Here is a 23,936-nt window from a genome sequence, read left to right on the forward strand (position 1 = left end):
TTCAATCCTCCTGCTTGCTCATGGTTTGATATACATATTGGGCGGTACAGCTGATCATGAGGAATCCGGTGAGGGCGGCAATCCCAGAGATGGCCCGCATGTGGCCGGCGGGAAGGATGTCTCCGAGCCCCACGGTTGAGATCGTGATCAGCGCGAAATAGTAATAATCCATCCAGCTATCGATGACGTCCTTCTCCAGACCGCCGAAGCCCCAAACGGATGCGAGATACATGCCGCCCGCGAAAATCCCGGCGATCACCAAATGGCTAAGAAGAACAAGGCTGGAGCCCGCAAGGAGGCGCAAGTGCCGCGGATCCCGCCCCGGCGGAGACACCGCCTTCGCGCCTCGGAGCATCCACATGTGAAGGTAGAGCGAGATCGCGAACAGCGCGAAACCGAGGAGGAGCGCCGCGATCACAGGGCTATCCAGCCCAGAGCTTTCGCGCCCATCCACAGGCCCATGCCGATCATGAACAGGTTCTCGGTCAGCGAGACGAAGCCGAGCGGCACGTTGCTGTTTCCACCGACGCAGGCGCATTTAAGCTCACGCTTGTCGACATAGACCGCCTTGAACACGCTCACCGCACCGACCGTGCCGATGAAGAGCGAGACCGGGACGGAGATGATGGGCAACGCATGTGCGACCATCAGGATGCCAGCCAAGGCCTCCCCGAATGGATAGACAAATCCGTAGCGAACCCAACGCCTGGCAAGCAGATCATAATTCAAGAACATGGTCGAGAAGCTACGCACATCCTGCAGCTTCTGGATGGCGAGCAGCGCCATCGACAGGCTGACGAACCATTCGATCGCCTGGATGGTGAAGATGCTCTCGAACACATACCAGCTGATCGCCAGACCGAGCAGGAATGCAACGCCGAAGATCGCGATCACCGGCTGGTAGCTGGTCTCGCCCTCCTTCTGCACCGACTTGCCGAGCTGCTCGCGCAGATCGTCGTAACCGCCGATCCGCTCGCCGCCGATGAAGGTCTGCGGCGTGGTCTCGACGCCATGCTCTTCCTTGAAAGCGTCGGTTTGTTCGCGTGTCTCGAGATGGTGGTCGTCGATTTCGAAGCCTTCGCGCTTCAACAGATCCACGGTCTTGAGCCCGTAGGGACAGACATGGTCGGGCATGACCATGCGATAGACGGTTGCGATCTTCGGTTTTGGTGTTCGCCTCTTCATCTTTTCGCTTTCTCGAACAGGTCGACTAGTTCGCTGAACTTCTGCTGTTGCTCGTTCTCGTCCCCGCTGGCGATCGCCTCGGCTACGCAAAGGTTCGCATGACGCTTCAAAATCTCACTTTCGGCTCGCCCCAGCGCGGCTTTGACCGCCTGAATCTGGGTCAGGATGTCCACGCAGTAACGATCATTCTCGACCATCTGGGCAACACCGCGCACCTGCCCTTCGACGCGGCGCAACCGGTTCACGATTTTCCCAACGTTATGCTGCATTAAATTCGCCTCTTTGCGGCAATCGGTTGCACGCCCTACCTATACGTTCCGGGGGTATAAATATTCGCGGCGGGGAGAGTTCCGTGAACCTTGTCCCAACCGGGTTTTCCCTTCCGCGATTTACCATTGCTCTCCAGCGAGCCGTAGACCCCGTGCAGGACCATTGCGACGCCACCGGAGAACGGCTCGTGGGTCGGTATCTTGATGTAGCTGTAAGCGGCGAGCGAAGTAACCAGTGCGCCGACTGTAAGGAAAAGCGGAAATAGCGGTCCAGCGGGTTCGGCAATCTGGCCAGTCAGTGCGAAGATACCGGCGCCGATCATGACGCCGGTTCCCATCGCGACGCCGCCCAGCAATGTTATCGAGGCCGCACTCTCGTTATGTTGATCGTCGCCATCTGTCTGCAAGTCTTTCCCCTGTCGATGTCCTCCCGTCCGAGAAACATCACGCCAGACAGTACGTTGCGTAGCGCCTCACCCCTCAAAAAGTTTCGACATGGTGCGCGCCTGCCCCAGGGGGCGGTTTGGCAAGATAGGGAGTCCGCTTTTCGCGAGGCTTCTCTCAGCACAAGGTGCGTCGATAGGAGGCGACGCGTATCGCCAGGGTGGCCCACTGTGAATTTTCTCTAGCAGGTCTCGCGAGAGGTAACTGGCCCTGTTCGATCAATCTGACGTGCCCAGCAGCCGGATTAAGCTCGACCGGGGGATCGATTGCGCAAATGTGCCTGCGCTTCGCGCACGTCGAGCTCACGCGTGCTGTTTCCGATACGTAACATCAGGCGCGCGGTACCTCCCTCCACGAGGTAGACAGGATCAGCGCTCCTTTCAGCAATGACCCGGCATACCGTCTTCTCTGTCATTTCGTGAAAACGGCAATGGACCAAAGCGCATGCGTGACCGCCGAAACCATCCTTCACGAGGTCCATCACAAGGCGCTCGAACCCATCCCGATTGGCATGTTTGAGTGTCTGCATATCGGCTTCAATGCCAGTGATGTTCCCATCGTCTCCAACCCCGATAAGCAGTGTTCCGCCCTCATGGTTGAGAAAGCCGGCAACCGTTTTGAGTACGACCTGCTGGAGTGACCGGTTGACCCGGTTCTCACGCCTGTCCCACCGCAAGGACGATTTGAATTCCAATCGCTCGCCCTCGCCGCGTGCGATAAGAAGCGGCAATTCCTCGTCGAGTTCGCGTTCGAGAAAAAGTACCTTGGACTGAGCTCGCGCCAACCGCATGTGATACATGCCAAATCCCAGACCAAGGGCGCCGCCGATCACCGCGTAGATGGCGCTCATGGGAAGCATTTCGAACGCGAAAGCACTGACCAGCCGGCCGATCATGAACTCAATGGCAGTATTGCTGCCGGTGTCATGCGACGGACCGAACTCGTACCAGAAGACGAGCGTGGTTACCGGATGGAGGATCGTGATGCCGAGGACAGCACCAACGACCGCATGGGCGGTCAGCGTTCGACCGCTCTGTGAAGGCTTTGTCCTGTAGATCGCGCATTCCCTTTTTTCGTTTTTTCAGGCTACCGGGCTAATGGCTTCGCGTGCAAAACGTCTTGTCCCGCGAAGGGCATCGGGAAATCAGACCGAATTACCAGTTCGTCTCCGGAAATACCGATAGAGCGGAACCGCGATGAGTGCGATGTACCAGCCATAGAGAAAGCTCCCCACCGCTCCGGCGAGGAACCCGCGCGGCGTTAGCCATTCGAACCATGGCAGTAAGGGAGCCCAGGCTTCGTGCATGTGAAAGCGCTCTGGTGCGAGGACTCCGAAGGCAATGCAGAGGAGATAGCTGACAAGCAGGAACACGCTGAGCGTCCAGCCCCACGCGAATATCGAGCTCTTGATTGATCCTTTTACCATCGCATTTCTCCCACTTCGTGCGTGCTTAAATCATACAATTGGACGGGTCCGGGGCGGTGGGGGCAGCCAGCCCCGGACCCTGCGAGAATTCGATAGGCTTCTTACCGCCTGTCCCGGTTTTACCGGGTTCTGTGTCGCTTCCCGCAAATAATCTTCATCACCTTCATCCCTTTCACGGTGACGCATGGTGTGGCTCCACACATTCACGGAAAGGACGCGAAGACGCTCCGTCCGGCTGAACCAAAGGCGATGACCTCATAGGGCTGGATCCGGTTTCCGGCCTCCATGCCGGGCGATCCCAGAGGCATTCCCGGAACCGCTAGACCGGCAACGCCGTCGGGCCGCTCGCGCAAAAGCTTGGCGACGGCTTCTGCAGGCACGTGACCTTCGATGATGTATCCATCGACCTCCATCGTATGGCATGACCATAACTCTTGGGGTACGCCCCGCGCGGTCTTGATCGCCGCCATGTCGTTGCTATCGACCGATGCCACCTTCGCGTTCATCCCATCTTCAAGATGGCCTGCCCAGTTGAGACAGCATCCACATCCGGGGTCCCTGAACATCGTATAGGTCGCTGCCTGAGCCACGTTCGAACAGGCTGCCAGCACGAGCAAGGCCGCGCCGCTAACCGATCGCCGGAACAGGGCAGGCTTTTTCCAGATCATTGTGCAATTCCTTTCTTGTATCCGCGCCATAGCGAGATCGTCCCGGTTGCCGTCGGGAACCGGTGGAGCAGGCATGGCTCGGTGAAGATTTCGGCGAACAGTTTTTCGACTTCGCCGTCGGCGCTGGGCTGCGTGTCGCTTATGCCGTCAAGAGACTGGACGGTCGCCCGGAAGAGGCTCCGCATGAGTGGGCTCTCCTGCTTCATATAATCGGAGATCAACACGGTTCCGCCTGGCACGAGCAAGCTTTCGATGGTTTCCAGGATTGCCTGCTTCTTGCGCAAGGGAACCTGGTGAAGGACGAGGCTGCTGACGATCTTGTTCGGCCGCCACCCCGCGGGCAGCTCGAGGCTTTCGAGAAAGCCATTGTGCCATTTCACGAGATCGGCTCCCGCTCCAAACTTGTGCCGCGCAAGCGCGAGCGCCTCCGGGTCGGGTTCGACACCGATCAGACCCGCTTCCGGGCAATCCGTCATCAAGGCCTTGAGAAGAGTGCCGGTTCCGCTGCCAACATCGATCACCCGGTCGCCGGGGACAAGGTGCAGCTCTTCGACAATCTTTTGGCGCCAGAGATGTTCGCGGGTGAACAGACCGATCGCCCGGTCGTAAAGCGGCGTCAGAAAGCTCTTGCCAAGAAGAGGCGTAAATTCGCCCTGATCTTCAGGTGCGGTGATATTGCTCACGAGTTGGCTCCCATTCATCCCGGGTTCGACCCGATTCTGACAGACCCGTCTCGATTACGTATGGTGGTGGACATTCCCTCAAAAAAAGAAGTTTAAGGGATTGTGCAGGCGAGCGCGTATAGGACACGTGCAACCCACAGGAGTTTTTCGGATGCGTGACAATCACTCTCTTGATGCGGTGCTCGGAACCCTTTCCGCCACCGCCACCAACGAGGTCCCCGCGGACTTCATGGATGGCGTTTGGCAGCGCGCCGGACAGCTTGGCGAAATCGCCGACCGACGCCGCCGGACGGCCCTTTTCGTCGGTCTGTTCGTCGTCGGGCTTGGAGCTGGCGCCGGAACGAGCGGTTGGCCCGGCGGCTATGGCACGTCTTCCGCGTCATTTGGCGAGAGTCTTATCCTCGGCGAACAGCTGTCCCCATCGGCGCTCCTCCATGTGGAGCAATAGGGTTTGAAGACGACGCATATCGTTCTCGCGGTGCTTCTCGCAGCGCTCGCAGGATGCCTCGGCGCGATTGCCGCGGACCGCTGGGCCAATCACGAGGCCGGCTCCGGCCTCCACGATTTCGTGCACGACGAGCTCACCCTGACGGCCGACCAGGAGCAGCGTCTCGATGCGCTCGAGGCCCGTTTCGCTGTCGAAAGGGCACGGCTCGAAGGATCGGCGCGCGCAGCCAATGCCCGGCTCGCCCAGGCGATGGAAAATGAGCACGAGTACGGTCCCGAGGTCTCGGCCGCGATCGACGAGGTGCATGCGCGTATGGGCGATCTGCAGAAAGCAACGGTACGGCATGTCTTCGACATGCGTGAAATTCTCGAACCCGAGCAGCAACGCCAGTTCGATCGCAAGGTCTCCGACGCCCTGACCCGCGACCCACGCGACTGAAGCGCCATGTCGGGGGCGGGCGACAATCCGGATGAGGCCCTTGTCTCGCAGGCGAGGGCCGGAAGCAAGCGGGCTTTCAGCAAACTCGTCGAGCATGAAACCGGTCGGCTTCTCGCGCTCGCGACACGCATGCTTTCCTCTCCTTCTCAGGCCGAGGACGTTGTTCAGGACAGCCTGGCCTCGGTGTGGCTGACGCGCCATCGGCTCGATCCGGACAAGCCGATCGGACCCTATCTGACAACCGTCGTCCTCAACCGCTGCCGGGACCGTTTGCGCAGGCGCAAGGTCGCAGGCTTTTTCGGACTGTCAGGCGATGCCGAACTCCATTCCATCGCCGACGATTTGCCGGGTCCTGAAACGTCGGCCGTTTCCAGGGAAGAGCTCAATCTCGTTCAGGCCGAGATCGCGCGAATGCCTGTAAGGCTGCGCGAAGCCATCGTGCTCGTGACCATCGAGGGGCGTAGCCAGGCCGAGGCGGCCGATCTTCTCGGAACGACCGAAAAGGCGATCGAAACCCGCGTATACCGCGCGCGCAACAGGCTGAAGGAGCGCTTCGAAAAACTTTGAGGGGTTGGGTGGGCGCGCGCGTAAGTAACGGTAAACGCCACGTCAGGAGCCCTTTATGATCGCCGTCAATCGACGCAAGTTTCTCGGAGCCGGAGCAGGAGGAATGGGTCTGCTCGGCCTTGCCGGGGCGATGCCTGCCTGGGCACGCGGCGCGGACATCCTCGCAGGTAACGCCCGCAAGGGGCTGGACGAGGTATCCGGCCCCAATATCGACCTCACCGTTGCCCGATCGGCCTTCGCGACCGGTAACAGGCGCGGGGGAGCGATCGCCGTCAACGGCACTATCCCCGGTCCGCTGTTGCGTTTGCAGGAAGGCACGACCGTCCGGCTCAATGTCCATAACCAGCTCGAGGAAGATACCTCGATCCACTGGCACGGTCTGCTCGTGCCGTTTCAGCTCGATGGAGTGCCCGGCGTGAGCTTCCCCGGTGTCAAACCGGGAGAGACCTTCACCGCCGAGTTTCCGGTTCGCCAATCGGGCACTTACTGGTGGCACTCGCATAGCGGCCTGCAGGAACAGGCCGGGCATTACGGCGCGATCGTGGTCGATCCCGCCGGACCCGATCCGGTTCAGGCCGACCGCGAATATATCGTGGTGCTGAGCGAATTCAGCGAAATGTCGCCCCACACGATTTTCGACAAGCTCAAGAAGGGCGAAGGCTACTTCAACTACAACCAGAACACCTGGACCGACGATTACCCGCTTTCGGGCGAGGATCGCCGGATGTGGGCGAAAATGCGCATGATGCCGACGGACATCCTCGACGTGTCGAGCGCGGCTTATACCTATCTTCTGAACGGCCATGGCCCGCTCGACAATCTGGAATACCTCTTCCGCCCGGGCGAACGCGTGCGGCTGCGCTTCATCAATGCCGGCGCCATGACCTTCTTCAATATTCGCATTCCCGGCCTGCCGATGACCATCGTTCAGGCGGACGGGCAGAACGTCGAGCCGGTGGAGGTCGACGAGTTCCAGATCGGTGTGGCCGAGACATACGACGTCGTCGTGACGCCGGGCGCGCAACAAGCCTACACGCTGGTCGCGGAGTCGATGGACCGCTCGGGCATGGGTATTGCCACACTCGCGAGCGCACCCGGCGCTCGCGCCGCCATTCCGCCGCTGCGCGATCCGCCGCTTCTGACCATGGCCGACATGGGCATGAGCGGCATGGACCACGGCTCGTCTGGCGATGCCGGCATGTCGGGCATGGACCACGGAAGTGGCGGCGACATGGCGGGGATGGATCATGGTTCGTCCGGCCAATCCGAGATGGCAGGCATGGCCGGCATGTCGGGGATGCAGATGCGCGACACGTCGCTTCTGCCGCCCGATGTGAAGGTCGGGCCCGGTCTCGACATGGTCTCGATGAACCCGGTCGACCGCATGGGCGATCCCGGCATCGGTCTCGCCGATGTGCCGCATCGTACGCTCGACTATCGCAAGCTGCGCGCTCTGACTCCACACCGCGAGGGCCGCACGCCGTCCCGGCGAATGGAAATTCATCTGACCGGCAATATGGAGCGCTACATGTGGTCGTTCGACGGCAAGAAGTTCTCCGCCGTCTCAGACGAGCCGATCCGTTTCGCCTATAACGAGCGCGTGCGCGTGAAGCTCGTCAACGACACGATGATGGCGCACCCCATTCACTTGCACGGTCATTTCTTCGAGCTGGTCAATGGCGCGCCGGCCGATCGTCAACCGCTCAAGCACACGGTAATCCTGCAGCCGGGTGGCAGCGCGCAGTTCGACCTGACGGCGGACGAGCCGGGCGACTGGGCCTTCCACTGTCACCTTCTCTACCACATGCATGCCGGGATGTTTCAGATCGTCACGGTCGCCAATCCCGACGGGAGCGAAGCATGAAAATTCGTATTGTCAGCCTGCTCGCATCGGTCGCAGCCGGCTCAGTTCTCGCCTTCCCCGCGGCGGCGCAGCATGCCGGTCATTCGCCGGCGGAGCCGCAGCAAAGCGCCGAGGCGCAGGCTGACGCGAAGACGAAGTGCGAGGAAGAAGCCGAGCGCCATCGCGCGATGGGGCATCCGGTTGCAGATGGAGCATGCGAACCGGCTGCTCAACCTGAAGCCGCCATGGACCGCTCGCAGATGGATCACTCAACCATGGATCATGGTGCGATGACCGCTCAGGATGGCCATTCTGGCATGACAATGCCTGTGGACGCTGCCCGTCCACAGGCATCGCCCGAAAGTCATGAAGGAATGGATCACGGCTCGATGCAGCAGGGCAAGCCCGCCGAAGGCGCGATGGATCATTCGCAGATGAATCACGGCGAGATGGGTCAGGCGGAGGCCAGTTCGTCGATGGACCATGGGCAGATGGATCACAGCCAGATGAACCATGGGGAGACGCCTTCGCAGGACAGGCAGGGCATGGACCATTCGGCGATGCAGATGGGCTCGGACGATGATATCCCGCTGCTGCCGCCTCCTCCAGAAGCAGGGAGCGGCCCAGCGCGCGCGGCGGTCGCCATCTGGGGCGAGGAAGCCATGAACGAAGCGCGCCGCGAGCTTGTCCGCGAGACCGACGGAGGAATGCGCTTCTGGTTTCAGGGCGACCGGCTCGAGTACCGCGCCCGCGAGGGGAAGGATGGATATCTGTGGGACATCCAGGGATATTATGGCGGCGACATCGACAAATTCTGGTTCAAGTCCGAGGGTGAGGGCAGCTTCGGCGAACCCATAGAAGGCGCCGAGGTCCAGGCGCTCTGGAGCCGCGCCATTGCGCCCTTCTTCGATTTCCAGGCGGGTGTTCGCCAGGACCTGACCGGTCCGGAACGCACGCACGCGGTTATCGGTATCCAAGGGATCGCGCCTTACCAGTTCGAGGTCGATGCCGCGGCCTTCGTCTCCACCAAGGGCGATGTGACGGCGCGTTTTGAGGGTGAACTTGATCAGCGCATCACGCAGCGGCTGATCCTTCAACCGCGTGCCGAAATCGCACTTTCCGCTCAGGATATTCCCGAACTCGGCATTGGCGCTGGCCTCGACCGGATCGAGGCAGGTCTGCGTCTTCGCTACGAGTTCGCACGCGAATTCGCGCCCTATGTCGGCGTTTCCCAGGAATGGCGCATCGGCGACAGCGCGGATTTTGCGCGGGCCGCCGGAGAGGATCCGAGCGTCACCAATTATGTCGTCGGTGTGCGATTCTGGTTCTGAAATCTCAAAAAGGATAGAACTTCCATGACCAAGACTTTGACACGCATCGCGGCGACTGCGCTTGTTGCCACGCTGATACCGCTGCCAGCCTTCGCGCAGCAGATGGACCACTCTTCCCATGCGAACCATCAGATGCACGCGATGGACGCTTCGGCGGACGATGTCGCGGGCGCTGAAGAAACCCTCAAGGCCTATCGCACCGCTCTTGAAGCGCGCGACGCGCAGGCAATGCGCGCGCTCTTCGCCGAGGACTCGGCGATCTTCGAGAATGGCAAGGCCGAAGGAAGCTTTGCCAATTACATGGAGCACCATTTGGGCCCCGAGCTCGACGCGATTGTGAGCTTCACCTTTACCGACCCCACGCTGACCGTCACCCGGATGGGGCACATGGCCCATGCCTATGAGACGTATGGCTATCGCATCGAACTTAGCGATGGCCGGGTGATCGAGCGCGACGGCGTGGCGACATCGGTGCTTGCTCACGATGCGGACGGGTGGAGAATCGTCCAGTACCATTCCTCGTCGCGCGCGCCGCGCAACTGATTACGGCTTTCGAAGAGGTAGCACCGGTTGGCAACGCCGTCGCTGAAGCTGCGCCTGCATGTGCTCGGCAGCAAGATCCACAAATGGCTGGCGATTTTCGTCGGTGTCCAGGTTCTCTTGTGGATGGGAACCGGCGCCCTCATGTCGTTTCTCGACCTGGAAGAAGTTCGCTCCGAACATGTCGTTTCGCGTGAACAAGAGGCGCTGCCCGCCGATGCCCCGCTCCCGGCCTGGGTCGCAAACGACGGTACTCTTGCAGCGGTAACGACACGTTCGCTCGACGGCGATGCCGTGACCGAGGTCCGCAAGGTTGACGGTAGCGTGAGCCTCCACGATCCGGTGACTGGGCGTAAACTCTCCCCCATCTCGGCGGCAACGGCAAAATCCATCGCCTTGCGCGCATGGACCGGGCCGCGCACGACCATCGAGGCCGCACGGATCGTCGATGACCCCATCGGAACCGAGTTTCGCGGCCCTTTTCCGGCCTGGCAGGTCACCTATGCTGACGAGGCTTCGACGCGCATCTACATCGATGCCGCCAGCGGCACGCTCGGGGCGGCGCGCAGCGATACATGGCGCCTGTTCGATTTCATCTGGGGCCTCCACATCATGGATTGGACCGAGCGCGATCGCATCAACAGTTGGTGGCTGCTCCTGTTCGGTATTGGCGGCACGATCATAGCCCTGTCGGGTTTCGTCCTGCTGGCGAACCGGATGCCGAGGCTGCGCCGCCGCGCAAAGAAGAGCAAGCTCGCCTGAGCCCATGGGGCTAATGTGCGTGGGCGAACGCCTTACCCCCGTTCGCCAGGCCGAACGGGGCCAGGAGCCGACTGCGTTCGACGATCGCGATGGTGCCGCCATCAGACGTGATACGGCGGACGCACATCTGTCGCGCCAATACCATCAAATTAATGTGAGGGGCAGGCGACTGCGGTGCGTATCAGGCACATAGGTCGCACTTTAACTGCAGGGTCGGGAGACATACGAGACATGAAAGCCCCCTCATTTCTGGCGCTGCTCGCCGCAAGCCTGCTCTTCGTCGGACCCGTTCAGGCTCATGGCGACGAAAAGCACGGCGAAGAGGCGAGCGCCGCACCTGCTGTCACCAATGGCGATGCGCCCGACCAGGCGGCCATGGCGCAGATGGGCGAGACTGCGGATGCTGGCGAATCCTCCGGCGCGCACGATCAAGCGGGCGGAGGTCATGACGATGCCGGTGGCCATGCGAATGAGGGCGAAGCCGGCGTCATGGCCGTACTGAAGAAGCTGCATCCGGCAACGATCCATTTCCCGATCGCCTTGTTTCTCATGGCTGCGGCCACCGAATTGTTCGTGATGCGCCGGAAAGGAGCGGGCCTGGAAAGTGCGGTGCGCGTGCTCATCTACGGCGGAGCGATCGGCGCGGTCGTCGCAGTTCTGTTCGGATGGATCCACACCGGCCTTTGGTTCGGCGGCGATACCGTCATGCAGGTCCATCGATGGAACGGGATGCTGATCGCGGTCCTCGGTATTGCGATGGCCTATCTCGCAAGCAGGCCAAGCCAAAGCCGTACGTGGTTGCGCGCATCTATCTTCTCCATGGCGGCACTCGTTCTCGTACAGGGCTTCCTTGGCGGCGAGCTCGCGCATGGACCGGACCATCTTGGCGTTTCGTGGCTCTGAAGGAGTTGAATAACATGCGAATTCTGAAATCGAACACCGCGATAGCATTTCTCGCGACCGCGCCATTGACGTTCGCTCTCGCCGCTTGTGACCAAGCGCAGGAGAGCACACCGGCTGCTGAGGTTTCGCCTATGGGCGGAACTGCGGTGATGCCTGGCACGGCACCCGAGGCGGGTCTTGCAGACCCGGCAACCTCTCCCTCCGAAAATGAGGCAGCGGCCGCACGTCAGGACGCTCTTTCGACAATTGGCGCCGCCACGCCTGCGTCACGGCGCGCTGTCCCGCCCGCATCACGCGCAACTGCCACACCCGCAGCGCCAGCAGCGCGCACGCAACCCGCGAGCGAAGCGACCCCGCCCGCCGATCCCCATGCGGGCCATGACATGTCCTCGATGGCCGATCACGACATGGAAGGTATGTGATCGGACGCGTTTCCCGGTGACACGGCTATTCAGGAGATACCCTCGGCAGGAAATCGCAACGAACATCGCAAGATCAGGAAAGGACGGCCCCGCCTCCCCCCGAAGCCCTGCGGGTCGCAGGTGCCCCCAAGGGGTCGTTCAGGAACCCCGCGTGAAGACCAACCCGCGCGGGGTTCCGTTTGCCCGGCTTCGCTGTCGCCGTGCCAGGCGCATCCCGGCAGGGCTTTGTGCTATGTGAGCAGCGTGCAGACGATCGCCTCGATGGTTATGAAAGGAACCGCATATGTCGGAAACGGGAAAAGCCGTTGCGCTGTCGCGCTGGGAAGACGAAGGCGGGGCACTACCCTGCGGGCCGCAGGAAGCGCTCGCTGCCGATTGCGAAAAATGGGATATTCCGCCGCTTTCCGATGCCGAGATCATCCAATTGCGCATCAGGGTGATCGCGCTCGAGAACATGGTGCTCGGCCTTCTGTCGAAGGCCAGCGCCGATCAGCTTGCAGCAATCGAAGAAATCGCGGACTTCATATCCCCGCGTGCCGATGCAAAGCCGCATCCGCTTACCTTGCACGCTGCCACGCAAATGGAGCATTTTGTGGAGCGCGCCCGCCGGTTTCGCGAGGAGTAATAGTCAAGTCTCGTCCTGGCCTTCTAATGCGTCGGGAGAACGAAGCCGCTCCGCATTCGCTTTCGGGCACCCGTACCCGGTCCGGCAGGCAACTTTCGGAACCCTCATCGTCAAGCTGTGTTGAATAATTCGACCGTTATTGATGGGTTGATTTTCGTGCTGACCGCATCGCGAGCGTTTGGCATTTGCCCGACCGTCTCGGAGGCGCTGAGTGGCACAGAGTGCTCCGGTAGACTGTTTTCGCCCCTAGGGGAAGAATGACATCAACGGATAGGTCGCGGCATTCCCTCGGGCGAATGATCCCGTTCCCGGGGAGCCGCGCCGGTCAGCCGCCGATAGCAAGAGGATGGAGATTGATGATGAACAGCTTCCAAAAAGGTCTTGGGCTCGGAACCCTAGGCACTTTGCTGCTCATCGGCGCGGTCGCGCTAATCGTCGTGCTTACGGGCGCGTATAATATCGCTGCCGATGATCGGCATTACCCGATTACGGAGTGGGCGCTTGACACCTCGATGACGAATTCTGTCGAAACCCGGGCGAGCAACCTGAACGCTCCAGAATTTACGCAAGCGATGGTCGAGGCCGGCGCGGGCGATTACAAAGCCATGTGCGCGCACTGTCACGGGGGTGTCGGCGAAGGACGAGCGCAATGGAGTTCCGGTATGCTTCCCCATCCTCCCGCGCTGGCAAACGCCGCGAAGAGTTGGTCGGACGAAGAAGTATTCTGGCTGGTAAAACACGGCGTGAAGGCGTCGGGCATGCCTGCCTTTGGAGGCACGCACGAGGATCGCGCTCTCTGGAATATCACAGCTTTCGTCAAGAACATGCCGCAAATGAGCGAAGAACGATACGCCACCCTCGGATCGGCCGGCGGTCATTAGCGAGTTTTGGGGGGCGTGCCGGTATGGACTGCGCATGCGACCCCTCCCTTCCTTGTTCAAACTAGGGCTATCTCGATGCCACCCATTCATCCCGCGATCGTTCACTATCCCATCGCGCTAGGAGTGGTTTCGGTGCTTGCCGAAACGGCTGCACTGGTGTTTGGCGTACCTTCCCTCGCCCCCTTAGCCTACTGGACGATAGCAATTGCCGCCTTGGGCGCGATCCTGGCGGCGGGGGCCGGCTATTGGGACATGAACCGCGACGAACTTGCGCGCGAGACACATGAACTTGTCCATCTCCACCTCAAATCCGGCCTGATTCTGATGATAGCCCTCATCATTGCCGCCGCGTGGCGCTGGTCGCTAAGCTCACCATCGTTTTTCTATCTCCTCTTTGCTTGGGCGATTGTGGCTGGCTTAGCTGTTCAGGCCTGGCTTGGCGGCGAGATCGTCTACTCGCACGGGGGAGGGGTTGCTGCCGCGAACCAGGGAACTGCATCGCCCGAAGAGGCCAAGCGGCCATCGCGTCGGTTCTATCGATGGATAAAAGGCCGCGATTTGAAGAGCAACGGAGACGACCACGCGGCGTAGCGCAATCCTTCACTTCGAAAGTCTGTATAGGAGCTAGTAGAAGAACCGCGAGCGATGTGCGATGCTCCGATATGGTCCCATGGTTCCGCGAGCGCCTATTGCCTAGGCAGGGTAGGCCAGAGCCATGATGCAGCCATAGAGCGTCTGAGAAGCGACGGTCGCGATCGGGGTCAGCTTCCCGTAGTGCAAACCGAAAGCTCCGGGGGGCTCGAGCCGCTGTCCGGGTCCCGGAGCATCGTATTCCGTTACCATTCGCGGATGAATTATCGGCAATGTCGGTAAAAACACGGCGACCAGAAACAGTCCGTGGGCTATGCCGAGCAACGCGCCAACCCACCATTCGGATGTTGCGAGGGCGGAAAAAAGCAGCGCATAGAAGAAGGCGAACAGCCATCCGCCGACAAGATAAAGGAGATATCCGAAGATCATGGCGCGCCGCCGATCGCTCACGACAAACGTTCCGAACAGGAAAGGGAGGCTTAGCCGGGAAAAGCCGAAAAGCTGGGCCCCTTCGAGCACACTGGTCATGACTGCGGTGGCGACGAGGCCCCACGCGGCTACTACCACCCAATTGGCGGCTACCTCTTGAAGAATTTCATTCAACTGTTGCTCATCCCTGCACCATGGATTGCCCTAACAGCATGGAGAAGAGCTGCGTGGGACAAGCCCTGCGGCATATTGCCCAGCATGTGTCCGGTTTCCGGATCGTATTCCTCGGACCATAAGCCCAAATCCCCGGCGGCACCGATGAGCGTTTGCAACCTTGTTACTGCCTCTTCCATCCTGCCGGCCATGGCAAGATATTCGACGGCCCAGAAGCAACACGCCACGAAGGCACCTTCTAAAGATCCGTGACCGTCGATCGCCGGATCGTAACGCCAGACGAAGGGACCCTTTGCCAGTTCGGCATCGATCCTCTCGAATGTAGCCACCATGTGAGGATGATCCGCTTTAATTATTCCGATCTTGGGAAGGAGCAAGACGCTGGCATCGAGATGCTCGCGTCCCAAGGCACCTGTAAAAGCCTGCCGCTTCTCATTCCAACCGGAGACACAAACCACTTTCTCGAGGGCGGCGCGTTCCGCATGCACCGCGTTCCGATTGATCTCCAGGGGGCTACGGTCCGAAAGCCACAGGGCACTGTCCAAGGCCACCCAGCACATCGCTTTCGAATACAGGTGATGTAAGCGACCCTGCCGCATTTCCCAGATGCCGTTGTCAGGCTCTCTCCAACGACGACAGACTGTTTCCACGAAGCCACGCAACCGTCGCGCTTCCGAGACCCCGAACGTACCACCGTGTTCGACAAGCGAGCGCGCGGCCAGAATTACCGAGCCATAGCTATCGAGCTGAACCTGCCCACTGGCCCCATTTCCGATCCGCACCGGGCCCGAGTTCCGGTACCCTTCCAATTGGGATACTTCCTGCTCTTTGAGGTCGCTGCGACCAAAAATATCGTAGACGGGGCGCAAATCGGGCTTGTCTTGCTCGGTCGCGTGCATGAGCCAGTTGAAATAGCCCGATGCTTCGTTCTTGAAGCCATATTGAATGAACGCCGACAGCACGAAATAGGCATCGCGCATCCAGCAATAGCGGTAATCCCAATTTCGCTTTGCGCCTATCCATTCGGGCAGCGACGTCGTCGGCGCGGCCGCGACCGCCCCGGTCTCGCGGCTCGTCAGCAATCGTAGCGCCACGAGACTACGCTTGACGTCCTCGTTGAACCGGCCGCGCAACTCGGCTTGCGAAAGCCAGGCGCTCCACCAATCGTGCGCGGCGTTCTTCTTGGTTTCGCATTCTGGGCCGAGACCCGGAATTGCGCCGACATCGCGTCGGCAAAAAGAGAGCGAGAAATAACGCTTTTCACCAGCATTGAGTTGTTCGCTTCCGCATACCTGACGATCGTCGGCCTCAGAGACGGAAAAGTCGTTACGGAAGAGAATCAGATCGGCCCTGTGCTGGCATGCCCAGGCGTTTCTGCCCCGCCGTTGGAGCTGGGGGTCACGTCCAAAGCCCGGTCTGGGCTCGAAACTGAAGGCAACCTTGGGGCAACCCGATTCCACTTCCACTATGCGCAGCAATTCGCGCTCGGGTTCGATCGGACCTCCTAAGCCTTCCGTGCGCAGGGCCAGGAAGTCTGTCACGGAAAAGGAGGCGGCTTCCTGAATAAAGCGAGTCCGAAGAATGGGGGTATCGTCGAGGTATTCTTGCTCGACGGTCCAATCTCCTTCTGCCCCAATCCGGAACCGCCCGCCCCAGCGACCGAGAACGCCCGAAAACAAGGGAGGGTCGGCGATATTGGGCAGACAAAGCCAGTCAACGCTTCCCGATCTGGAAACCAGAGCGCATGCCTGCATGTCTCCGATGAGGGCATACTCACCTATGGGCGGGAAAAATGAAGGTTCGTCCGAACCCTTCATCTGGGTCGCCATAAGCCCCCGACGGCTGCCACCAGCGCCATGATACCACCGCCGATGGCAAGAGGAAGGCGGTTCTTGGTGATCCAAAGCTGGCTGCTGCTCTTCCTAGCCTTCGCGCCGAAAGACCCGTGCGCACCGTGATCTCCCTTCACGGGCTCGTAAAGATTGTCCTTGCGATCCGGTGAGACGGGTTGATCGGTTTGCTGTCCGTCGATTGCAGTTCTGGCGAGATACCGGTCCATCAGTGGCGACGCTAGCCGGTCGCCCCAGATTGCCTGAAGTGTCGGCCATCCCAGCCTGACTTCCTTTCGACCCGACGTCGAAGCGAAATGTATCGCCTCTGCGGCTATCTCGGGTTGGTAAGGAGGGCTCGCCGGTTTCGGCCGCATGGGCATGCTTGTCCTGATCCAGTCGAATTGCGGCGTATTAACTCCCGGCAACTGTACCATGCTCATCCGGACCTTCGACCCGGCATGAAAAAGCTCGGCCCGGACCGAGTCGTGAAAACCCTGGATCGCGTGCTTTGCGCCGCAATAGGCTGATTGGAGAGGAATCCCGCGATAGGCGAGCGCGCTTCCGACCAGTACGATCGAACCGCGGTTGCGCGGCATCATGCGGCGAAGGGCGGCGAAGGTTCCATGGACTTGGCCGAGATAGGTGACCCGTGTAACCCTCTCGAAGTCTTCGAGGGACATTTCGGCAAAAGGCGACAAGACGCCGGCGAACGCGGCGTTGATCCAGATGTCGATCGGACCCAGGCTTTGCTCGATCCTTTCCGCCGCTTGCTCCACGGCCTGTGCATCGGCAACATCGCATGGGCATACCAGCGCGTGCCCGCCAGCGGCTTCGACATCCTTCCGGGCACCCTCAAGTCCATCTATGCCTCGTGCGATGAGGCCGACGCTCGTCCCTTCCTGCGCGAACCGTCGGACGGTGGCCCGCCCCACGCCTGCCGAGGCGCCCGTTACGACAACAACTTTTCGTTCGTTCGGTATTTTCTTCATGTTCGACTAAAGCTCTCCCCTTGCGGCAAGTTCCGCGATCCGGTCACCCGTGCGGCAGGCAAGGGCCTGAATTGTCAGGGACGGGTTTACTCCGCCGGAAGTGGGAAAAACCGATCCGTCGCACACCCAAAGGTTGGGAATATCCCAACTGCGACAGTCCGCGTTGACCACGCTTGTGGCGGGATCCTCACCCATTCTCGCCGTGCCCATGAGGTGCGCCGTCTCCTCTTCGTTTCGCCAGCGCTCGGTCACGCCTACGGCCTCGAGCGCCCGGTCCATGAAATCTAGGGCGTGAGTACGCATCGCCCGTTCGTTGTCCCCGAAGCCGAAGGTGACGCGCGCGATCGGCAGGCCATAGCGATCGGTCTGCTCGGACAGGGACACGCGGTTCCGCTCATAGGGCAACACTTCGCCCACCATCTTGAGACCGACCGCGTGATTGTATCGGGACATTTCCTCAAGGAGGCCGGCCCCCCACTTGCCTTTCGCCGAGACGGTTCGGGCCCAGTCGGCAGGCAAGGGTCCGGGCGCCATGTAACACCAGCCGCCGTGATAGTCCTTCCCGCGATCCTCATAGTTCCAGTGCTCGGTAAGGGCCAGGCTCGGGGGCGCCTTGTAGGAGCGGATTTCATCCCCAGAGTATCCGAAAACGGATTGATTGAGGTGCACCATCAGGTTCTTGCCGACCATGCCGGAAGAGTTGGCGAGGCCGTCGGGAAATTCCGAACTGGAGGAATTAAGCAGCAGACGGGGCGTCTCGATCGTATAACCGGCAACCACCACGTTCCGGGCACACTGGAAACGCCACTGGCCGTTGCGGAAGTAATGGACACCGGTCGCGCGACCGTTCTTGGTTTCTACCCGTCCGGCCATTGCCAGATCGCGGATTTCAGCGCCTGCAGCGAGCGCCCTTGGAAGCCAGGTATTGAGCACCGATTGCTTGGCATTCGTCGTGCAGCCCGAAGCGCAGAAGCCGCGATAGACACACGGATGTGCTTTTCCCCGCGGCGCCGACAAAGTCGCAATGGGCGTCTCCGACCACGCGATACCCAGTTTCTCCGCCCCGCGGGCAAGGTATCTGGCTGGCGCGTTGAGCGGATGCGCGCGATACGGATAGCGGGGCCGGTGCGGCCCCCATGGGTAACGAACCGGACCTGAGATGCACAGCGCCTCTTCCGCCTCGCGATAGTAGCGCCACATCTCGCGCCACTCGAGCGGCCAGTCGGCACCGTAGCCCAGCTTCGTTCGGCTCTTGAACCATTCGGGACGAAAGCGCAGCGATACCATCATGTAATGAACGGTCGATCCGCCAACGGCCTTCCCCGAATTGTTCGCGCCAAGGTGGATGGGATTGTCACCGTCGACGATCCGATCGTCGGTCCAGTAGAGCTTGGTCTGCTCCTGTTCGTCAGAGGCAAAATCCTCCAGCGGTCGCCAATAGGCTCCGGCATCCATTGCTATGACCGAGAACCCTGCTTCCGCCAGCTTGCAAGCGAGCGTCCCGCCGCCCGCGCCGGTACCAACAATGACGAAATCGACTGCGTCCTCGCCATAGTCGCGCATGGGCACCCAGCCGTCATGCGTGAACACGTCGGGTGCTCTACCGTTTAACGCGCGGGGCTGCTCTTGCGGATTATCGCTCATGGTCTTGGGAAAGAGCGTGAGACGGACCTGTGGGAGCATGCTCGGTGGCTTCCCACGGATCGTGTCTGTTTTCGGTGAGCCGGACGTACCCGCGCGGCGATGCCGGTCCGCCAAATCCCATCGCGCTCCACAGCGAAGGCTGGGCCCAGTGGGAGGAGACCAGATCAGGGAGCAGACGCCACTTCCAGAACAGCTCGGGTGAAAGGTTTCCCCAGAGCACAGAACGCACCTTGCCGCTTTCAACGGCGTACAGAATCTCGTCCGCCTGGTCGGGCTCGATCCTCGCAAACCCGCAATTGAATCGCAGCCTTGCTTCGTCCTCGATCGCGTCGAGACCGCGACGCCAGCATTCCGCCGTGCGAGGCGATGTATTCGGGCGGTAGCCATCGCCTTCGTCTTCGGCGATCTTGCGCACGATCATCGCCAAAGTGTTTGTCGCAGGTCGATCTGGAGGATCCGGACAAACGCGCGCCACGATCACGCGAAGCGTTGCCAACTGGGTATCGCCGAGGACATTCTCGGCAATTGCAAGCGCGAGCCGCTTGTTGATGACGTCTCGGGTGCGCTCGTTCCAGCTCGGCGTATCGCGCTTGGCAAGCACGTCGTAGGCAGAAAATGCATCAGCCACGGGAGAACCTGTGGATCAGCAACAGGGCTCCCAACCCGGCGATCGCGAGGCCGGTGAAGGCGGGTGGCACGGCAACCGGGGGGCCGGCCAGGAGATTCTGCCTCCAGTTCTTCCAGCCGCCCATATTTCTGGACACGCCATAGGCGTGAAAAGCCGTGCCCAGCAGACCTAGCGCCGCCGTCGCTGCGAGCGAAGCGGTGGTTACCCAGTGCACGCGTCCGGTAAGTGCAGTTCGGGCCAGAGCGAGTGCGGCGATTGGAGGGATTGCAACCGGCAGCCACATCGCGGGATTGTGGTAGGCACCGCGAAAGTGCAGCAGCGCGGCCTCTCCGGCGGTTCCGGCAAGGCCCAGAGCCGTGAAACCGGCGAGCGCACGCCCTGACTGCAAGGGCACGGGGCCGAGGGCCGACGCTCCGGAACTCAGCGCGCGCGCGGCCGCACCCAGTGCGCCTACAAAAACCAAAGCTGCAGGCGCTCCGATTGGTGCCTGGTAGAAGAAATTGCCGAGGCTGAAGCCGCCCGGTTGTTTGGCGATATTGTACACGTGAAAGCCCAGGCCGGCGGCTCCGACACCCACGCTGGCGGCGTGAGCGCCGCTCGTCCATGAGCCGACTGCGCCAGTTCTGGCACCGCGCGCTGCTAGAGTGCCATCGTGAACGATGGAGAGCGCCGAAGCCCCGAGCGGCAAGAACATCGCTTTGTTGGCGAAGGAACCACGATAATGTTCGATCGCGGAATCGGACAACACCGAGCCTGCGACCAGGGTCGCGCCTCCGGCGATCCATTGCGCGGCGCGATGGGTGACATCGCCGGACATCAATCGTCCGCGAAGACCTTGCTCATCACCTGTTTGGCCGCGCCTGCGAGCATGCCGGTCTCGTTCGGATCGCCTTTCATCGCGCTGGTCATGAAAGCCTTCGCCTGCTCGAACTTGATATGCGGAGGAAGCGGCGGAACCTCAGGGTCGGTTTTCACCTCGAGCACACATGGACGTCCGGCCGACAATGCCTCTTCCCAAGCAGGGCTCAGCCTCTCGGGATCATCGACGAAAATCCCCTTCAGTCCGATCAGTTCGGCAAACTTGTGATAGGGAACGTCCGGAACGCGCTGCGTCATCTCGGCCTTGGGATTGCCTTCCATCACCCGCTGCTCCCAGGTGACCTGATTGAGATCCTCGTTGTTGAGCACGCAGACAACGAAGGTCTGGTTGGCCCATCTCTGGTGGTATTTGGCGACGGTGATCAGTTCGGCCATGTTGTTCATCTGCATCGCGCCGTCGCCCACCATGGCGACCACCGGCCGGTCGGGATGGGCGAATTTGGCAGCGATCGCGTACGGTACGCCCGCGCCCATGGAGGCAAGACCGCCCGAGAGCGAGCCCATCATGCCGCGACGCATATAGAGATCGCGCGCATACCAATTCGCGCAGGAGCCGGAATCGCTTGTAAGTATGGCGCGATCGGGAAGCCGCGGCGACAACTCGGTGAAGACGCGTTGCGGGTTGACCGGGTTGGCATCAACCATCGCACGATCGTGCAGGGTTTCTTCCCAGTCCTTTTTCCAACTGGCGATATCGTCGCGCCAGTCGGTGTCGGTTTTCTGCTCGAGCAGCGGAAGCAGTACTTCGATCGTCTGAGCGACATCCCCCTGCAAGTTAACGTCGTGCGGAAAGCGAATCGAGAGCATCTCGGGCTCGATATCCACCTGAACGCCTCGCGCCTGCCCCTCTTTCGGCAGGAACTCCGAGTAGGGAAAGCCCGAACCCAGTGTCAGCAGGGTATCGCATCCCATCATCAGGTCGTAGCTCGGCTTCGTGCCGAGCAATCCGATCGATCCGGTCACCCATGGCAGGTCGTCGGGCAACACATCCTTGCCGAGCAGCGCCTTCGCCGCGCCGGCGCCAAGACGATCCGCGATGGAAATGACCTCGTCGGTCGCGCCCTTGCAGCCGGCACCCACGAGCATGGCAACTTTCTTGCCCGAATTGAGAACTTCGGCTGCACGTTGCAGATCTTCCCGCGCGGGCACGATCTTCGGCCTGGAGTACCCCACACCTGAGAAGACCGCCCCGTGCTTGCGAGGTGGATCTACCATTTCTTCTTCCTGCAGATCGTTGGGAAGCACGAGCGCGGTCACACGGTTGTTTCCCTTGGCAATCCGAACCGCGCGATCGACCAGGTGGCGCACCTGCGCCGGAACCATGGCATAGCCGGTGAACGCGCCCGCCACGTCCTTGAACATCGATGTCATGTCGAGTTCCTGCTGATAGTGCGCGCCCACCGCCGTGCGCGCCTGCTGTCCGACGATAGCCAGCACCGGCATATGGTCGAGCCGCGCATCGTAGAGACCGGTCAGAAGGTGCGAGGCGCCCGGTCCGGAAGTCGCCAGACACACCCCGAGTTCGCCGGTGAATTTCGCATGAGCCGAGGCCATGAACGCAGCCATTTCCTCATGTCTTGCCTGAACGAACTCGAATTTGTCCTTCATCGCGTCGAGTGCGCCTACGAGGCCATTGATGCCGTCCCCCGGGTAGCCGAAGATGCGGCGGACGCCCCACTCGTGAAGGCGTTCCCAGACAAAATGCGATACCGACTGTGCCATAGTTTCTCCTGAGCCAAGTGCCATCCGCCGCCTTTCGGAAACGAAACGTGTCCAATTAGAGTTCCGAGATACCGAATGTTTTCAATAACACGGGAGCAGCATTATGAACGCGATCGGTCGGAGACGCTGGGTCATCGCCGAGGGTTATATTCCTGGAACCAGCATGGTGGGTGCCGATCAGGCGCTTGTCAGCCACGAGACCGCCTGCATTCTCAATACGGGCGGCACCGCCGCTAAGATACAAGTCACCCTGTTCTTCACCGATCGCGATCCGGCAGGGCCATATCCGATCGAGGTCGGCGCCCGCCGGACACGGCACATGCGCTTCAATGACCTGACCGACCCGGAACCGGTGCCGCGCGATACGAGCTATGCCAGCGTCATCGAAAGCGACGTGCCGATCGTGGTCCAGCATACCCGACTTGACAGTCGAGCGGCCGAAATCGCGCTTCTATCGACAATGGCCTTCCCCGTCGATTAGACGCTGGTCCCGATCGGGAGACGATCTTCATGCACGAACAGGTCGGGTGAAAGCGCTTCGAGGTTCGGCACACCGTACTGGCCGAGTTCGTTCACCATCTCGGAGCGGAGCAGCTCGATTGCCCGGCTGACGCCCGCTGCTCCGTGGGCGCAAAGACCGTAAAGCATGGCGCGTCCGGACAGCACCGCGTCCGCTCCGAGCGCCCGCGCCTTGAGGATGTCGCTTCCCCGGCGAACGCCGCCGGAGATATAGAGCGCGATCCGATCTTTGGCGATCTCTTTCGCGCGCGGCAAGAGATCGAGCGGCGAAATGGCCCAATCGGCCTGCCTGCCGCCATGCCCGCCAAGGATCACCCCGTCCACGCCATGATCGATCGCGCGCGTTACATCTTCAAGGTTGAGCACCCCTTTCAGAAAAAGAGGCTTTCGCCAGCGCTCGCGGATCTTGGCAAAATCCTCCCAGCTGAGTGATTTCCGCATCCGATCGCGTATCCAGTTCGCGCTATCGAAGAAGGAGCGCTGGTCCTTCGGCACGAAGTCGATCACATTTTGGAACACCGGGAACCCGCGGGAGAATGTCGTCGCCAGCCAGCGCGGATGGCATGCAGCGTCGACAAGTGCCGAAAGATTGGGAAACCCGCCGGCTGTGCGGTTTCGCTCGTCCCATTCTCGCTGCCCGAAGATTTGCGCGTTGCTGGTGAGCACCAGAGCTTCGCAACCCGCCCGTTCCGCGCGATCCACCAGTTCCTGCCAGATCTCGTCGCCGCCGAAGACATAGAGCTGCCACCAGTGTCTCAGCCCCGGCACTGCCGCGACATTTTCCATCCTGCTGTTCGACATGGTGCTCTGGATGAAAGGAATGCCGGCATCGGCAGTCGCTTGTGCGAGCGCGATGTCAGCATTGCGCTTGAAAATTCCGTTCAGGCCGGTTGGCGCAATTGCGAGAGGAAGCGGTGCGGTACGGCCCAGAATGTTCGCGGAGACGTCGCGGCACGTCTCGTCGGCAAGCGTGAATGGCATGGCCCGCCATTGGGCAAAAGCTTGGCGCTCCCTTGCCAGCGTGGCTTCTTGTCCCGCACCGCCTTCGAGATATTCAAGGACGAACCGGGGCATGAGTTTGTGCGTTCGTGCGC

General features: G+C 61.0%; 27 protein-coding genes and 1 pseudogene. 12 read left to right on the top strand and 16 right to left on the bottom strand.

The annotated features are described in order from the left end of the window. Position 1 precedes the first annotated feature (1 nt). From T8T98_RS00275 to T8T98_RS00310, 8 genes and pseudogenes are all read right to left on the bottom strand, one after another. Positions 2 to 418: a potassium channel family protein gene (locus tag T8T98_RS00275; RefSeq protein WP_251104410.1), complete on the bottom strand. Its 417-nt coding sequence runs from the start codon at positions 416 to 418 to the stop codon at positions 2 to 4. Beyond that, complete coding sequence (locus T8T98_RS00280) at positions 415 to 1,185, bottom strand: glutaredoxin family protein (protein ID WP_322295768.1); 771 nt, start codon at positions 1,183 to 1,185, stop codon at positions 415 to 417. The genes T8T98_RS00275 and T8T98_RS00280 overlap by 4 nt, the downstream gene beginning before the upstream one ends. Further along, positions 1,182 to 1,454: a metal-sensitive transcriptional regulator gene (locus T8T98_RS00285; protein WP_251104409.1), complete on the bottom strand. Its 273-nt coding sequence runs from the start codon at positions 1,452 to 1,454 to the stop codon at positions 1,182 to 1,184. Before T8T98_RS00285 ends, T8T98_RS00280 begins: the two co-directional genes overlap by 4 nt. Positions 1,455 to 1,594: 140 nt before the next feature. Beyond that, positions 1,595 to 1,792 (bottom strand): annotated as a pseudogene (locus T8T98_RS00290) (amino acid permease); the annotation flags it as partial. Between the two features lie 350 nt (positions 1,793 to 2,142). Continuing rightward, positions 2,143 to 2,793, bottom strand: a complete 651-nt coding sequence (locus T8T98_RS00295) for an AlbA family DNA-binding domain-containing protein (RefSeq protein ID WP_251104408.1) — start codon at positions 2,791 to 2,793, stop codon at positions 2,143 to 2,145. 249 nt (positions 2,794 to 3,042) lie between these two features. Next, positions 3,043 to 3,324, bottom strand: coding sequence for a DUF5676 family membrane protein (locus T8T98_RS00300; protein WP_054527892.1), 282 nt, complete (start codon positions 3,322 to 3,324; stop codon positions 3,043 to 3,045). 203 nt (positions 3,325 to 3,527) lie between these two features. Then, a complete protein-coding gene (locus tag T8T98_RS00305) occupies positions 3,528 to 3,992 on the bottom strand; it encodes a DUF411 domain-containing protein (protein ID WP_251104407.1) in 465 nt (154 codons plus the stop codon). Next, positions 3,989 to 4,693, bottom strand: coding sequence for a class I SAM-dependent methyltransferase (locus tag T8T98_RS00310; protein WP_322295769.1), 705 nt, complete (start codon positions 4,691 to 4,693; stop codon positions 3,989 to 3,991). The genes T8T98_RS00305 and T8T98_RS00310 overlap by 4 nt, the downstream gene beginning before the upstream one ends. Before the next feature lie 133 nt (positions 4,694 to 4,826). Between T8T98_RS00310 and T8T98_RS00315 the strand changes: the two genes are divergently transcribed. The 11 genes from T8T98_RS00315 to T8T98_RS00365 all read left to right on the top strand — a co-directional run bounded on the left by T8T98_RS00315 (position 4,827) and on the right by T8T98_RS00365 (position 14,026). After that, the gene (locus T8T98_RS00315) at positions 4,827 to 5,123 is read left to right on the top strand and encodes a hypothetical protein (protein ID WP_251104405.1); all 297 of its coding nucleotides are present in this window, start codon (positions 4,827 to 4,829) and stop codon (positions 5,121 to 5,123) included. A gap of 3 nt (positions 5,124 to 5,126) precedes the next feature. Beyond that, entirely contained in the window at positions 5,127 to 5,561 is a 435-nt protein-coding gene (locus T8T98_RS00320; protein ID WP_008603940.1) for a Spy/CpxP family protein refolding chaperone, read from the top strand. A 6-nt stretch (positions 5,562 to 5,567) separates the two neighbouring features. After that, entirely contained in the window at positions 5,568 to 6,128 is a 561-nt protein-coding gene (locus tag T8T98_RS00325) for an RNA polymerase sigma factor (protein ID WP_251104404.1), read from the top strand. Between the two features lie 55 nt (positions 6,129 to 6,183). Continuing rightward, positions 6,184 to 7,992: a copper resistance system multicopper oxidase gene (locus tag T8T98_RS00330; RefSeq protein ID WP_039388613.1), complete on the top strand. Its 1,809-nt coding sequence runs from the start codon at positions 6,184 to 6,186 to the stop codon at positions 7,990 to 7,992. Then, positions 7,989 to 9,302, top strand: coding sequence for a copper resistance protein B (locus T8T98_RS00335; protein ID WP_251104403.1), 1,314 nt, complete (start codon positions 7,989 to 7,991; stop codon positions 9,300 to 9,302). The genes T8T98_RS00330 and T8T98_RS00335 overlap by 4 nt, the downstream gene beginning before the upstream one ends. Before the next feature lie 24 nt (positions 9,303 to 9,326). After that, complete coding sequence (locus T8T98_RS00340) at positions 9,327 to 9,845, top strand: YybH family protein (RefSeq protein ID WP_009823989.1); 519 nt, start codon at positions 9,327 to 9,329, stop codon at positions 9,843 to 9,845. A 27-nt stretch (positions 9,846 to 9,872) separates the two neighbouring features. Further along, positions 9,873 to 10,604 (top strand): PepSY domain-containing protein, encoded by a 732-nt coding sequence (locus T8T98_RS00345; RefSeq protein WP_009823988.1) that lies wholly within the window; start codon positions 9,873 to 9,875, stop codon positions 10,602 to 10,604. Between the two features lie 231 nt (positions 10,605 to 10,835). After that, complete coding sequence (locus T8T98_RS00350) at positions 10,836 to 11,507, top strand: DUF2231 domain-containing protein (protein WP_251104402.1); 672 nt, start codon at positions 10,836 to 10,838, stop codon at positions 11,505 to 11,507. A 705-nt stretch (positions 11,508 to 12,212) separates the two neighbouring features. Then, on the top strand, positions 12,213 to 12,554 hold the full coding sequence (locus T8T98_RS00355; protein WP_251104401.1) for a hypothetical protein: 342 nt from the start codon (positions 12,213 to 12,215) through the stop codon (positions 12,552 to 12,554). A gap of 356 nt (positions 12,555 to 12,910) precedes the next feature. Further along, positions 12,911 to 13,435, top strand: a complete 525-nt coding sequence (locus tag T8T98_RS00360) for a c-type cytochrome (RefSeq protein WP_251104400.1) — start codon at positions 12,911 to 12,913, stop codon at positions 13,433 to 13,435. Between the two features lie 132 nt (positions 13,436 to 13,567). Continuing rightward, the gene (locus T8T98_RS00365) at positions 13,568 to 14,026 is read left to right on the top strand and encodes a DUF2231 domain-containing protein (protein ID WP_251104399.1); all 459 of its coding nucleotides are present in this window, start codon (positions 13,568 to 13,570) and stop codon (positions 14,024 to 14,026) included. 102 nt (positions 14,027 to 14,128) lie between these two features. Here T8T98_RS00365 and T8T98_RS00370 read toward each other — a convergent pair whose 3' ends face one another. From T8T98_RS00370 to T8T98_RS00400, 7 genes are read right to left on the bottom strand one after another with little or no spacing between them, the layout of a single operon-like run. Continuing rightward, the gene (locus T8T98_RS00370) at positions 14,129 to 14,629 is read right to left on the bottom strand and encodes a hypothetical protein (protein WP_251104398.1); all 501 of its coding nucleotides are present in this window, start codon (positions 14,627 to 14,629) and stop codon (positions 14,129 to 14,131) included. Further along, a complete protein-coding gene (locus T8T98_RS00375) occupies positions 14,626 to 16,446 on the bottom strand; it encodes a glycoside hydrolase family 15 protein (RefSeq protein ID WP_251104397.1) in 1,821 nt (606 codons plus the stop codon). The genes T8T98_RS00370 and T8T98_RS00375 overlap by 4 nt, the downstream gene beginning before the upstream one ends. Then, positions 16,443 to 17,450 (bottom strand): SDR family oxidoreductase, encoded by a 1,008-nt coding sequence (locus tag T8T98_RS00380; protein ID WP_251104396.1) that lies wholly within the window; start codon positions 17,448 to 17,450, stop codon positions 16,443 to 16,445. Before T8T98_RS00380 ends, T8T98_RS00375 begins: the two co-directional genes overlap by 4 nt. Before the next feature lie 6 nt (positions 17,451 to 17,456). Beyond that, positions 17,457 to 19,094: a GMC family oxidoreductase gene (locus T8T98_RS00385; protein WP_251104395.1), complete on the bottom strand. Its 1,638-nt coding sequence runs from the start codon at positions 19,092 to 19,094 to the stop codon at positions 17,457 to 17,459. Continuing rightward, positions 19,084 to 19,722, bottom strand: a complete 639-nt coding sequence (locus T8T98_RS00390) for a gluconate 2-dehydrogenase subunit 3 family protein (RefSeq protein WP_251104394.1) — start codon at positions 19,720 to 19,722, stop codon at positions 19,084 to 19,086. The genes T8T98_RS00385 and T8T98_RS00390 overlap by 11 nt, the downstream gene beginning before the upstream one ends. Then, positions 19,715 to 20,539: a hypothetical protein gene (locus T8T98_RS00395; protein WP_251104393.1), complete on the bottom strand. Its 825-nt coding sequence runs from the start codon at positions 20,537 to 20,539 to the stop codon at positions 19,715 to 19,717. The genes T8T98_RS00390 and T8T98_RS00395 overlap by 8 nt, the downstream gene beginning before the upstream one ends. Beyond that, positions 20,539 to 22,323 carry a thiamine pyrophosphate-requiring protein gene (locus tag T8T98_RS00400; protein WP_251104392.1) on the bottom strand — a complete coding sequence of 595 codons (1,785 nt, stop codon included), beginning with the start codon at positions 22,321 to 22,323 and terminating at the stop codon, positions 20,539 to 20,541. Before T8T98_RS00400 ends, T8T98_RS00395 begins: the two co-directional genes overlap by 1 nt. 103 nt (positions 22,324 to 22,426) lie before the next feature. On the opposite strand from T8T98_RS00400, the gene T8T98_RS00405 reads away from it, so the two are divergent. After that, on the top strand, positions 22,427 to 22,804 hold the full coding sequence (locus T8T98_RS00405; RefSeq protein ID WP_251104391.1) for a sensory rhodopsin transducer: 378 nt from the start codon (positions 22,427 to 22,429) through the stop codon (positions 22,802 to 22,804). On the opposite strand, the gene T8T98_RS00410 is transcribed toward T8T98_RS00405, so the two are convergent. Further along, positions 22,801 to 23,916: an alpha-hydroxy acid oxidase gene (locus T8T98_RS00410; RefSeq protein WP_251104390.1), complete on the bottom strand. Its 1,116-nt coding sequence runs from the start codon at positions 23,914 to 23,916 to the stop codon at positions 22,801 to 22,803. The genes T8T98_RS00405 and T8T98_RS00410 overlap by 4 nt on opposite strands. Positions 23,917 to 23,936: the final 20 nt, after the last annotated feature.

The sequence above is a fragment of the Pelagerythrobacter marinus genome (assembly GCF_034375205.1).
Classification (GTDB): Bacteria; Pseudomonadota; Alphaproteobacteria; order Sphingomonadales; family Sphingomonadaceae; genus Pelagerythrobacter; species Pelagerythrobacter marinus.